We start from the raw sequence: 13,342 nt of genomic DNA on the forward strand, positions 1-13,342 counted from the left end.
TTTATTGAATCGCTTTGTATTTCGGGACCAATGTTTTCATAACGCTCCATGCAATGAGGTAAGCTACTGCACACACAGAGAAAATAATCATATACCCCTTATCAATTCCGTCAGAAATAATGGCGCCCGATTTTTCCAGATCCTGAAGAAAATTTTCCGGTAAACGTTCATTAATATATTGCGGATATTTCTCCAGTAAAGGCATTCCGTCAATCGTAGTCCATGCTTTGTGAGCGTGGTCAAATAATACCCCTGATGATTTATTGATTAAGAAAGAGCCGATTCCTCCTGCCATTCCACCGATTCCCGTAATGGTGGCAATGGCTTTTTTGGGAAACATATCGCCTACCGTTGAGAAGATATTCGCTGACCATGCCTGATGAGCTGCTCCTGCCACTCCGATGATCAATACCGGAATCCAATGCGAAACAGAGCCTAAAGGCTGAGCCAATAGCGCCAGCAAAGGAAAAAAAGCAAAAATCAGCATCGCTTTCATCCTTCCGGAATACGCATTCATCCCTTTTTTCTCCACAAAATACTTAGGAAGCCATCCTCCGATGATGGACAACAAAGTGATCATATAGAGGACAAATAATGGTAAGGCACTTTGTGTGGAATCCATTTTGTAAACAGAACTCAGATAGGCAGGTGTCCAGAAAAGAAAAAACCACCATATCCCGTCTGTCATAAATTTTCCGAAGGCAAAAGCCCAGGTCTGTCTGTAACTGAAGCATTCTCTGAAAGAAAATTTCTTTTCTGATGCGGATATACCTGCTGCAGACAAATCATCCTGATCCTGCTGAATATAGGTAAGTTCATGTTCATTTACTTTATGATGCTCGTGCGGTTTTTTATAATAAAATACCCAAAGCCCCATCCATAAAAATCCCAATGCCCCGATAATGATAAACGCCCACTCCCAGCCCATAGATTTTGCAATAAACGGAATGGTAACAGGTGCTGCCAGCGCTCCTACCGTGGCACCTGCATTAAAAATACTGGTGGCAAACGCTCTGTCTTTTTTGGGAAAATATTCTGCCGTAGTCTTTATCGCCGCAGGGAAATTTCCTGCTTCCCCGACTGCCAGAACAAAACGGGCAAAAATAAACAGGGTAACACTGGTACTGATAATTGCGCCCACATTATTTACTCTTCCGATAATTTCTTTGGATTCCTCAAAGCCTACCAGCCAGTTTCCGGTAAGAACCCCAGAGGTCGCAATACCGCAGAAAGCGTGTACTACCGCTCCTACAGACCAGATCCCTATAGCCCAGAGGAACCCTTTTTTAGTGTCCATCCAGTCTACAAACTTTCCTGCAAAAAGCATACTTACTGCATAGAAAATAGAAAATAATGCCGTGATATTTCCATAGTCATTATTATTCCAGTGAAACTCCGGAGCGATAAAATCTTTCCAGGTGAGTGACAGTACCTGCCGATCCATATAATTGATGGTCGTTGCTATAAAAAGAAGCACGCAGATCGTCCATCTGAAGTGAGTCGGTTTCGGGGATATTTCTTTTTTCATATCAATCGTTAATAGTATTGATTTTTATTGATTTTGACAACAAAACAGAGCAAAAAGCTCCTTATCCATACTGCTATAGTACGGAATTGGTTAATTTTTTTAAATCATTTACATTGACTTAAGGAACTGGGAATAATCAGGTTGAACTTTATGTAAGGATTTCTGCTGATCTCTTAATTAATTTTTCGGGGTTCCTTCATCACATATTTAAAATTGTAAGACCAGATTATCTTATTTCTTTAATCATCTGTATTGAATGGGCAACAGCTTCTCTAATTTTCGCATAGTCATATTCCCCATTTTCATTTTTCACAAATAACTGTGAACCCAATCCTAAGCAATAAGCTCCTGCTGAAATCCATTCACTGATATTTTCTTTTGTGGGAATTACTCCGCCTGTAGGCATAATGTTTGACCATGGCATCGGGCCTTTCACAGCCTTGATAAATTCCGGACCGCCCACTTGTGTTGCAGGAAAAATCTTTACAATTTCTGCTCCCAGCTCTTCAGCATAAGAAATTTCAGAAACAGAGCCGCAACCGGGCATCCAGGCAATTTTTCTCCGGTTGCATATCTTGGCCACTTCGGGATTTAAAATAGGTGCCACGATAAAGTTTGCACCATTCTGAATGTATAAAGAGGCAGTTGCCGGATCAAGGACCGACCCAATTCCCAGAATCATCTCAGGGATTTCTTTGTCTGTATATTTTACCAGTTCAGCAAAAACCTCGTGAGCAAAATCTCCTCTGTTGGTAAATTCAAAAACCCGGGCACCGCCATCAAAACAGGCTTTGACAATTTTCTTGCAAACTTCAATATCTGCATGGTAAAATACAGGAACAATTCCTGTCTGCTTTGCCATTAAGGCTACTTCTATTCTGTTAAATCCTGCCATAATTATCTTTTTATTCTTCCTCCTGAATTTCCGTTCTTCACTTCCATAATATCTTCCACACTTGCATAGTTGATATCTCCGGGAATGGTATGTTTGATGGCACAGGCTGCATTGGCAAAATTCAAAGCTTTTTCCTGATCAAAATTCTTTAAGCCATAGATCAATCCTGCGGCAAAAGCATCTCCGGTTCCAATTCTGTCTACAACAGGATTAATTTCAAGGAGATCGGTTTCAAAATAGGTTTCATCTACCCAGGCCCTTCCCTGGGTTTGCTGCGCGCTCGCTGTAACACCAATTCTTATTTTATCAAAGATTCTGCGAACAGAAGGAATCTGCTGCTTTAATTCTTTACAGACTTCTATAAAACCTTCCTTATCTGAAGAAAACTGAGTACCCAGAATTTCATTGATTTCATTCACTCCTCCAATAAAAATAGTGGAATAAGAAACCAGTTCTTTCAGTATTTCATGTCCTTTTTTACCGTATTTCCAGAGATTGGAGCGGTAGGCCGGATCTGTGGAAATCTCAATTCCTCTATTCTGAGCGTTTTCCAGGCCTTCTTTCAATGCTTTATAAGCAGATTCGGAAATTCCGGGACTGATACCTGTCCAGTGAAAATATTCACCGTCTTCAAGCGCTTTTTTCCAGTCTATATTTTCAGGATTGATGTTGGCAAAAGAACCGTTCAATCTGTTGTAAGCAATTCTGCTGGCACGGACTGATGATCCTACTTCAAGAAAATACAGTCCCAAAGGATGTTCATTTGTATGAATGAATGCAGTATCAATTCCAACGCTTCGAATGAAAGAAACTGCAGATTCCCCTACAAAATCATCCGAAACACAGCTGATGTGCCTTACTTCACAGCCCATTGCTGCTAATGAAGAAGCGACATTCAGCTCAGTCCCACCAAAAAAAAACTCCATTTCGCTGCTTTGCTTCATCATTCTGTTTCCAGGTGGGGAAAGTCTCATGATCACTTCACCGAATGTGACTATTTTGCCCATAGCTTTTCAATTAAAAATCAAAATAATTTTTCGCATTATGGTAGCAGATATCTGAAATGGTTTTCCCGATCAGTTCTATATCATCCGGCAATTCACCGTTTTTCATTTCTTCACCGAAGAGATTACACAATACTCTTCTGAAATACTCATGTCTAGGATAAGAAAGGAAACTTCTGGAGTCTGTCAGCATTCCTACAAAACAGCTTATTAATCCCATATTGGAAAGGGCATTCATCTGCTTGATCATCCCGTCTTTCTGGTCAAGGAACCACCATCCGGAGCCAAACTGTACTTTTCCTTTGATGCTCCCATCATTGAAATTCCCGATCATTGTTGCGAAAATTTCATTATCCGCAGGATTTAAATTATATAAAATGGTTTTGGTCAGTTTATCCTTCCCGTCTAAAGTATTCAGAAATTTGGATAACGTTTCCGCCTGTACAAAATCACCGATAGAATCCCAGCCGGTATCCGGACCCAGAATTCTGTGCATTCTTTCATTATTATTTCGCAAGGCTCCTAAATGGAACTGCTGAACCCATCCATATTGATGATAGGCCTCGCCAAGGAATAATAGAATAGCCGTTTTATACTGGTTCACCTGCTTTTCTGCGATCACTTTTCCTGCTAGTTTATCATTGAAAATAGCATTTACTTCCGCTTCGGTGGCTTCTTCAAAAGAAATATTGTTCAGGCCGTGATCACACAGTCTGCATCCGTTTTCGTGGAAATAGTCTATTCTTTTCATCAAAGCATCACCTAAAGTCTGATAAGAATTGATTTCAATTCCTGCTGATGCTCCCAGTTTTGCGATATAATCTGCAAAGTTGTGGTTTTCAATCAGGATGGCCTTATCGGGACGGAATGCTGTGCTTACTTTGATACTGAAATCACTTTTCGCCAGATACTGATGGTAATTCAACGTATCTGTAGGATCTTCTGTGGTGCACAGAGTTTCTACATTCATCATTTCCAACAGTCCTCTGGTAGATTTTCCAGGGGAATGAAGCTGGGCAGTGATGTTTTCATAGATTTCCGATGCATTATCTCCATTCAAAAGCTCATCTATTCCGAAATATCTTTTTAATTCCAGATGAGTCCAGTGATATAAAGGATTTCTCAAAGTATATGGGACTGTTTTTGCCCAGGCTTCAAATTTTTCTTTATCAGAAGCATCTCCCGTGATGAATTTTTCATTGACCCCCATCGTCCGCATGGCTCTCCATTTGTAATGGTCACCAGCAATCCAGACTTTGGAGATATTATCAAAAACAGTGTCTTCTGCAATATCTTTAGGAATCAAATGATTGTGATAATCAATGATAGGCTGTTTTTCTGCAAATCTGAAGTAAAGCTCTTCAGCGTATTTATTCTGTAATAAAAATTGGTCTGTTATAAAAGGTTTCATTTTTTGTCTGATCTGTTGTTATTCATTAGCAGGCTTTCCAATGGTGGCCAGAATTCCTCCATCTACGTAAATAATCTGTCCGTTGATGAATCTGCTTGCATCAGAAGCAAGGAAAATAGCTGTTCCGGCAAGGTCTTCCGGGTTTCCCCACCTTCCGTCGGGTGTTCTGCTGATGATAAAATCGTTGAAAGGGTTTCCATCCACACGGATGGGCTCTGTCTGGGAAGTTGCAAAATATCCAGGACCGATTCCGTTCACCTGAATATTGTGTTTCGCCCATTCTGTTGCCAGGTTTTTGGTAAGCATTTTAAGACCGCCTTTGGCAGAAGCATAGGCCACTACATTATCACGCCCCAGCTCACTCATCATCGAGCAGATGTTGATAATCTTTCCGGACTTCCTTTTAATCATATATTTTCCGACTAATTTGGACATGATAAAAGGTCCGGTAAGGTCTACATCAATTACTTTTCTAAAGTCTTCCACTTCCATATCAATGGCCGGAATACGTTTGATGATGCCTGCATTATTGACAAGAATGTCTATTTTTCCATGAGTGGCTTCCATTAAAGCTACTTTCTGGGCAGCTTCCAGTTCATCCGTCACATCAAAAATATAGCCTGTGGCTTTATACCCTTTTTCATGATAATAATTCAATGCTTCTTCCAGTTTTGATGGTGTTGTACTGGTGATTGCCAGTTCAGCACCTGCCGAGGCAAGTCCTTCTGCCATTGCCATTCCTAATCCGTGGGTGCCACCGGTAACGACGGCTACTTTACCGGATAAATCAAATAAATTCATTGGAAAAATTACTTTAGTTCGTTTGTTTTAATACCGTCCATATCACCATAGTCCATATTTTCTCCGGCCATGCCCCAGATAAAAGTATAATTGGAAGTTCCTACCCCAGAGTGGATAGACCATTCCGGAGACAATACTGCCTGCCTGTTTGTCATAAACAGATGGCGGGTTTCATGAGGCTGCCCCATAAAATGGCTTACCGTCTGCCCTTCTTCCAGATCAAAATAGAAATAGGCTTCCATTCTTCTGGTGTGGGTGTGGGCGGGCATTGTATTCCATACGCTTCCGGGATGAAGCTCAGTCATTCCCATCTGAAGCTGGCATGTTTCTAAAACAGAATTGACAATCAGTTTATTGATGGTACGTTTATTGGCATATTTTTCATCCCCTAATTCTACAATTTCGGCTTCATTTTTTGTTATTTTCTTTGTAGGATACGTATGATGTGCCGGAGCCGAGTTGATATAGAAATAAGGCTGTTCTTCACCTGTTTTTTCAAAAACCACTTCTTTAGCTCCTTTTCCGATGTATAAAGCTTCCTTGTTTCCAAGGTTATATACCTGCCCGTCTACCGTTACTGTTCCTGCTCCTCCTGTATTAATAATTCCCAGCTCTCTTCTGTCCAGAAAGTTTTCTGTTTTCAGATCATCAGTAGGTTCCAGTTTCAAAGCTTTTGATAAGGGCATTACACCTCCTACTATAAGCCTGTCATACATAGAATAAACCAGTTTTATTTTATCCTCATTAAATAAATCATCAATCAGAAACTCCCTCCTGAGTTCTTCTGTGGTATATTTCTTTACATCTTCAGGGTGATGGGCGTAACGAAATTCTGATGGTGCCATACTACTTTTTTTACTTTTACTTATTGCGGTTTTCTCAAACCAGTTAAACATATTGTAATCGATTGCATAAAATTACACTAAAATTGCAGAAATACTTGTGGGATAAATATATAATTATTCTTTAATTAGTTAACAAAAAATTAATTTTATTTTATAACTTATTGATTACAAAATAAATAAAGTTTAAAATCAAGGATATACAAAGAGAAATGACAAAACTAAATTTGAAAAAAAATACCCAAAATAGCAAATCAAGTGGTGTTACAATTTAAAATCATGCCAAAATAATATACAAAAACATAATATCACATTGATAAAAATAAGATCAAATTAATATATATATGATGCATCCTAATATATATTACTAAAAATAACAAAATATGCAAGTGAAAATAATTTCAAAAAGGTGACAAAAATCAGAAAATGAGTAAAAATTTTATTCCCAGACACCAATTCCGGGATTTTTCAAGTTCAAAAACAAGTATGTTTGTAAGCAAATTTTTAAGTTTTTCAATCTTAAACAGCGCATAAGCAGTTTTTTTCAGGGTGTTTTTAAAACAAAACAAAATAATTAATAAAATATTGTTATTCAACAAATTAACAACAATAAATCATACTTAAGTTAATAAAACTCGGAATATTAAACAGTTAAATTAATGAAAAAATAATAATTTTTTCTTTGCGTATTAAAAAATAATATTAGTTTAGAAGGCAGAATAATGTTGTATGAAAAATTACGCAATCGATTGCACTAAAGCGTAAAAATGAATAAAAAGACGTAATGACTACTAAAATCCGCAGAATACTTAACAATCCTAAACAAAATGATTGAAAAAACTTTCAACCAAGATTTAAAACTATAAGGATATACAATGGATAAAAGAGTACAATCAATAAAGTGGTTATATTTAACTGTTTTTCTTCTTCCCGTCCTTTCAATGGCTCAAGAAAAAGAAACGAGAAAAGATAAAGAAACCAAACTGGATGATGTGGTTTTGGTAGGCTATACAAAAGTTTCCAAAAAAGATGTTACCAACGCTGTTTCTTCCGTAAAGGGCGAAGCTCTTAAAGATATGCCTTCCACCAATGCTGCTGAAGCCATCCAGGGAAGACTTGCCGGTGTGCAGGTTTCTCTGAGTGAGGGATCTCCCGGTGCAGATGTAGATATTGTTGTGCGTGGAGGAAACTCCATTACCCAAAGCAATGCCCCGCTCTATATTGTGGATGGTATACAAATGGATAATGCCCTGACAATCTTGTCTCCTAAAGAAATAGAATCAATTGAAGTATTAAAAGATGCCTCTTCCACTTCTATTTTTGGGTCAAGAGGAGCCAACGGTGTGGTTCTGATTACCACAAAAGGCGGCAGAAAAAGGGGGAAAACAACAATTAACTATAATGGTTTTGTAGGGGTAAGAAGTATTCAGAACAAAATCAACGTCCTGGATCCTTATCAGTATGTGCTTTATCAGTATGAACAGTATTATAAGAACGGAGATGCCAAAGATATTGAAACCTTTAACGGACGTTACGGTACTTTTGATCAGCTGGATAAGTATAAATCTGTAAAGAATGTTAACTGGCAGGATAAGCTTTTCGGAAGAGAAGCATTCAACTTTACGCATAATGTAGCCTTATCCGGGGGATCTGAAAATTCTGCATTTTCTTTGACACTGAATAACGTGGAAGAAGACGGGATTATGATTGGTTCCGGATTTAAGCGTAATATGGCCAACTTCAGATATGATTATGATATTTCAAAAAAACTGAGCATTGGTCTGAATGCCCGTTACAGCCGTCAGATGATCTACGGAGCAGGAACATCTGCATCCGGATCACAAAGCACAAACCGGTTGAGAAATGCCATCAGGTATCAGCCTTTTGAAGGCGGATCTACGGTGGATGTTGATGAGTTTGATCCTTTATTTGCAGATCAGACCAACCTTGTAAATCCAGTTTTACTGGCTAACGACGAAGTAAAAGAAAGCGGAAGAAACGATTTATTGCTGAACGGAACGATTGAATATAAAATCAGCAAAGATTTCACGTTCCGAAGTGTCATCGGGTATGTACAGAGGGATCAGATCGTCAATCAGTTTTCCGGCCCGGTTACCAGCCTTGCAAGGCAGAACAATGACCAGCCGGTGGTATTTATGAGTAATGCTCAAACCAGAAGAATCACCAATACCAATACCCTGAATTATAAAAGAGTATTCGGAAATCATAAATTTGACCTCTTGGCAGGCCAGGAAACTGTGAGAACCGATGGTGAGTCTACCTCTATCAATATCAAATGGTTTCCGAAATCGTCTTCAGCACAGGAAGCTTTTGCGAATTCGCAGCTGGCATCACCACCATCAGGAATGGTGCAGGATGCCCCTAAAACCGCAAGAGAAACAGACCGCCTGGCTTCTTTCTTTGGCAGGGTCAATTATATCTACAACAACAAATATATAGCAACAATTTCAATGAGAGCTGACGGATCCAGCGTTTTCAAACCCGGACCGAATCAGTGGGGCTATTTCCCGGCAGCTTCTTTAGCGTGGAAAATAAAGGAAGAAAATTTCTTAAAACAAAGCAATCTTGTCAATGAACTGAAACTTCGTTTGGGATACGGAAAATCAGGAAATAACAGAATCGGGGCTTTTTTATATGATACCTTCTTTACTTCTTCTTCAGATTACGGATACGCTTTCGGAACGAGTGTTACACCAGGTGCTACCACCGGAAATATTATGGCTAATCCCAATGTAAAATGGGAAACGGCAACCTCTTATAATGCAGGATTGGATTTTGGTTTCTTTCAGGGGAAACTTTACGGAACGCTTGATGTCTACAAAACCCATACAAAAGACCTTTTACTCCTGGCGAAAATACCGCAGACTTCCGGATATGAGTATCAATACCAAAACTCAGGAAGCAGCGAAAATAAAGGGATAGAACTTTCAATGGGAAGTACAATCATCAGTAAGGAAAACTTTTCCTGGAAAATTGATGCCAATATCTCTTCCAACAGAAATACCATCAAAAGCTTAGGAAGCAATGCCTCTGCAAGTGCCAATTCCTACTACTACCCTTCCGGATGGCAGAACAACCTGTTTGATTTCCTTGTACAGGTGGGCAAACCGGTAGGTACTTATTGGGGATATGTTACGGCAGGAAGGTATGAAGTAAGTGATTTTAATTATGATGCAGCGACTCAGATCTATACTCTAAAAAACGGAATTGCAAGCTCTGCCGCAGTAGCTAACGGTGCAAAACCTATACAGCCGGGAGATCTTAAACTTCAGGATCTGAACGGCGACGGAGTGATTGATAACAAAGACATGACAGATCTTGGAAGCGCACAACCTAAATTCTATGGCGGTTTCACCCAAACATTCCGGTATAAAAACTGGGATATGAGCTTACTTTTCAATTTCTCAATCGGAAATAAGGTGTATAACGCCAACAAAGTAGAATATACGACCCAATATCTGTATAAAGACAATAACATGCTTGCTGAAGTGGCAGACCGCTGGAGATGGTTTGACAATGCCGGAAATAAAGTGACAGACCCTACAGCCCTTGCGGCTCTTAATGCCAATACCACGATGTGGACCCCTCCTGCAGGAGCTTATTTCCTTCATTCTTACGCCATTGAAGACGGCTCTTTCTTAAGACTGAATAACCTGACTATAGGATACAGCCTTCCAAAGGGATCTCTGGACGCAATTGGGGTTAAAAACCTGAGACTGTATGCTACTGTTAATAATTTATTTACGATTACCGGATACTCAGGATTTGATCCGGAAGCCAATACCAGAAGAAATCCATTAACGCCGGGTGTAGATTATTCTGCTTACCCAAGGAGCAGATTTATCTTATCAGGAGTAGATATCACTTTCTAAAATGAACGCTATGAACAAAAATAAAATTTCAAGCCTTTTCTTATCTCTTGCCTGCGTGGTTACCATTAATTCCTGCAGTGATTATTTAGAGGTAGAAAACCTTTCCAATACAGCTGAGAAGCAACAGTTCGACTCAGCACCGGATACTTTTGCAGCCCTTGTAGGAGTTTACAACAGTGCCATGGGTGACAATACTTACGGGCAAAGAATGAATCTTATCCTTTCCCAATCCGGAGATGACCTCAGAACCTCCGGAGACTATAATGCCAATGACAGAAGAGGGATCAGCTGTTTCGGAGCCGTTCCTACCAATACGGAACTTCTCCGCCCGTTCCTGGATACTTATACCGGCATTGAAAGGGCTAATCTTGTGATCAAAAATATTCCTATTTCCCCTGTGTATCAAACCGGATCTGCAGCTGATAAAAAGCTGATGGACCGCTATCTTGGGGAAGCATTAACATTGAGGGCATTATTCTATTATGATCTTATTAAAAACTGGGGTGATGTTCCTTTCCAGGACGCTCCGTCAGCAGATCTGCCATCTGTCTATATTCCAAAAACAGACCGCGATGTTATTTATGAAAAACTCCTTGATGATCTGGCTAAAGCATCAGCGCTCGTGCCATGGAAATCTGAAGGAGGAACAACCCCGCAGAGACTTTCCAAAGCTGCTGTAAAAGGGTTAAGAGCAAGAATTGCTTTGGCAAGAGCCGGGTATTCCCTTAGAAGAAGTCCTCAGATGATGGTACAGGGAACCAATCCTCAGAAATATTACCAGATAGCCTATGATGAATGCAAAGACATCATCAACTCCGGACAGCATAAGCTGAACCCAAGCTATGAAGGACTTTTCAGATCACTGCATACCAACAGCCCGGATACGACGAATGAGATTATTTTTGCCATTGGTGCTTTTGGTGGAAACTCAAGAACAGATTCAAAAATCGGGTATTATAATGGATTAAGACATGATGACTCTGACTGGAAATCTTCAGGCGGCATCAGTGTTATCCCTACTTATTTCTATGAATTCAGCAAATATGACCTGAGGAGAGATGTTAATATTGCTATTTTCAGGGTCAATACTTCAAAGCAGGAAGATCTCCAGACCTCTGTCAACTGGAATGACGGGAAATTCAGAAAGTCGTGGACGAGTATTACGGGAACTTCCCAGAACCTGGGAATCGACTGGCCATTACTAAGATATGCAGATATTTTATTGATGTTTGCTGAAGCCGATAATGAACTTCACAGTGCGCCTTCCCAGGAAGCCATTGATGCTGTAATGGCTGTAAGACAGAGAGCTTATGCAGGCAATTTGGGCCAGATAGGAACCATTCCTACTACCAAAAATGAGTTCTTTAAATATATTGTTCAGGAAAGGTTACTGGAATTCGGAGGTGAAGGACTAAGAAAATATGACCTGATCCGTTGGAATCTTCTGGAAACAAAAATCAATGAAACCAGGCAGAAACTCACAGATTTTATGAACGGTACCGGAGCGTACGCTAATGTTCCTGAGTATATCTTTTATAAAAAGCCGGCTTCCACTGTGGCTAATTATGTACCCACAAAGACAGCACAGCAAAATGTACTGGATATGGACATCTATGTCAACGGAATTAATAAAGCCGATGTTTTCTACAATCCTAATCAGAGTGTTGCCACGCCTTCTGGATATACGAAAGTCAATTGGAGGCTTGCCATGACACAGCCTTACATCAGCGGAGATCCGGTGAAAAGTTATGCGTATTATTTCCAGCCCAATAAAAAAGAGCTTCTGCCTATTGCCCTGGATGTGATCAACTCAAATTATAACCTTACCCAGGATTACGGATATTAGATAGTTTAACATTCATATCAGAATACAGACTGCCTCGCTTAGAGATCAGTCTGTATTTTACCTCAAATGCTTTATGAAATACTCCGCCATTTTTAAAAAAACCGCCCTGTTTTCTATTGCCCTGACTGCTTTATTCAGCCTTCTTTCTTTCAAAATCAAGGATAAAACCATTGTGGTTTCGAAAGACGGAAATGGTGATTTTACTACCGTTCAGCAAGCCATCAATGCCATTGAAAACAATTCATTAAAGAGAACAAAAGTTTTTGTTAAAAACGGAATTTATAAGGAAAAGATTATTATTCCCGAAACAAAGGGAGCAATACTTCTGGAGGGGGAAGATCCTCAAAAAACAATCATTACGTATGATGATTATGCCTCAAAAAAGAATCTGGAAGGAAAAGAGACCGGAACTACAGGCTCATCTACAATATTTATTTATTCCAGTGATTTTACCGCAAGAAATATTTCGTTTGAAAACAGCTCCGGAAAAGTGGGACAGGCTGTTGCCGTATTAACCTCCGGTGACAGGATTACATTTGAAAACTGCAGGTTTTTAGGAAACCAGGATACTTTATATATAAAAGGCGCCCAGGATCTGGAAGACCAGGCAAAACCATCCAGAAATTATTTTAAAAACTGTTATATTGAAGGGACAACGGATTATATTTTCGGTGCGGGAACTGCTGTTTTTGAAAACTGTATCATTTTTTCCAAAGAAACAGCAAGCTATGTTACAGCCGCTTCTACTCCACAGCAAAATGAGTTTGGTTTTGTTTTTATCAGTTCAAAAATTACTGGAAATGCAAAAGATTATTCCGTATATCTGGGAAGACCATGGCGACCTTTTGCCAGAACCGTTTATATTGACTGTGAGCTGAATTCAACCATAAAGCCTGAAGGATGGCACAACTGGAATAAACCGGATGCTGAAAAGACTACATTTTATGCAGAAAGTAACTCCAAAGGACCAGGAGCCAATATCAACCAAAGAGCTGCGTGGTCCCATCAATTAAACAAAGAAGAAAGAAAAAAATATACTCCGGGGAATATTCTTAAAGGAAAGGATAACTGGAACATACAAAAGAGCTTACAATAATTTAACCTGCTTCACAAGAGAACCTG

9 protein-coding genes are annotated in these 13,342 nt (G+C 39.5%); 3 read left to right on the forward strand and 6 right to left on the reverse strand.

Annotated elements, in window-relative coordinates:
• Position 1: 1 nt before the first annotated feature.
• From ACP3T3_RS05630 to kduI, 6 genes are all read right to left on the reverse strand, one after another.
• Positions 2-1,528, reverse strand: coding sequence for an MFS transporter (locus tag ACP3T3_RS05630; protein WP_426478935.1), 1,527 nt, complete (start codon positions 1,526-1,528; stop codon positions 2-4).
• 226 nt (positions 1,529-1,754) lie between these two features.
• Positions 1,755-2,423 carry a bifunctional 4-hydroxy-2-oxoglutarate aldolase/2-dehydro-3-deoxy-phosphogluconate aldolase gene (locus tag ACP3T3_RS05635; protein WP_426478936.1) on the reverse strand — a complete coding sequence of 223 codons (669 nt, stop codon included), beginning with the start codon at positions 2,421-2,423 and terminating at the stop codon, positions 1,755-1,757.
• A 2-nt stretch (positions 2,424-2,425) separates the two neighbouring features.
• Positions 2,426-3,430: a sugar kinase gene (locus ACP3T3_RS05640; protein ID WP_426478937.1), complete on the reverse strand. Its 1,005-nt coding sequence runs from the start codon at positions 3,428-3,430 to the stop codon at positions 2,426-2,428.
• A gap of 10 nt (positions 3,431-3,440) precedes the next feature.
• The gene (gene uxaC / locus ACP3T3_RS05645) at positions 3,441-4,838 is read right to left on the reverse strand and encodes a glucuronate isomerase (RefSeq protein ID WP_426478938.1); all 1,398 of its coding nucleotides are present in this window, start codon (positions 4,836-4,838) and stop codon (positions 3,441-3,443) included.
• Between the two features lie 18 nt (positions 4,839-4,856).
• A complete protein-coding gene (locus ACP3T3_RS05650) occupies positions 4,857-5,639 on the reverse strand; it encodes a gluconate 5-dehydrogenase (RefSeq protein WP_426478939.1) in 783 nt (260 codons plus the stop codon).
• 8 nt (positions 5,640-5,647) lie between these two features.
• Positions 5,648-6,484 carry a 5-dehydro-4-deoxy-D-glucuronate isomerase gene (kduI, locus tag ACP3T3_RS05655; protein WP_426478940.1) on the reverse strand — a complete coding sequence of 279 codons (837 nt, stop codon included), beginning with the start codon at positions 6,482-6,484 and terminating at the stop codon, positions 5,648-5,650.
• An 872-nt stretch (positions 6,485-7,356) separates the two neighbouring features.
• Between kduI and ACP3T3_RS05660 the strand changes: the two genes are divergently transcribed.
• The 3 genes from ACP3T3_RS05660 to ACP3T3_RS05670 all read left to right on the forward strand — a co-directional run bounded on the left by ACP3T3_RS05660 (position 7,357) and on the right by ACP3T3_RS05670 (position 13,316).
• The gene (locus ACP3T3_RS05660; protein ID WP_426478941.1) at positions 7,357-10,374 is read left to right on the forward strand and encodes a SusC/RagA family TonB-linked outer membrane protein; all 3,018 of its coding nucleotides are present in this window, start codon (positions 7,357-7,359) and stop codon (positions 10,372-10,374) included.
• A 10-nt stretch (positions 10,375-10,384) separates the two neighbouring features.
• Positions 10,385-12,220 (forward strand): RagB/SusD family nutrient uptake outer membrane protein, encoded by a 1,836-nt coding sequence (locus ACP3T3_RS05665; RefSeq protein WP_426478942.1) that lies wholly within the window; start codon positions 10,385-10,387, stop codon positions 12,218-12,220.
• A gap of 73 nt (positions 12,221-12,293) precedes the next feature.
• Positions 12,294-13,316 carry a pectinesterase family protein gene (locus ACP3T3_RS05670; protein ID WP_426478943.1) on the forward strand — a complete coding sequence of 341 codons (1,023 nt, stop codon included), beginning with the start codon at positions 12,294-12,296 and terminating at the stop codon, positions 13,314-13,316.
• Positions 13,317-13,342: the final 26 nt, after the last annotated feature.

Source organism: Chryseobacterium sp. CBSDS_008 (assembly GCF_049959325.1).
In the GTDB taxonomy this organism is placed as follows: domain Bacteria; phylum Bacteroidota; class Bacteroidia; order Flavobacteriales; family Weeksellaceae; genus Chryseobacterium.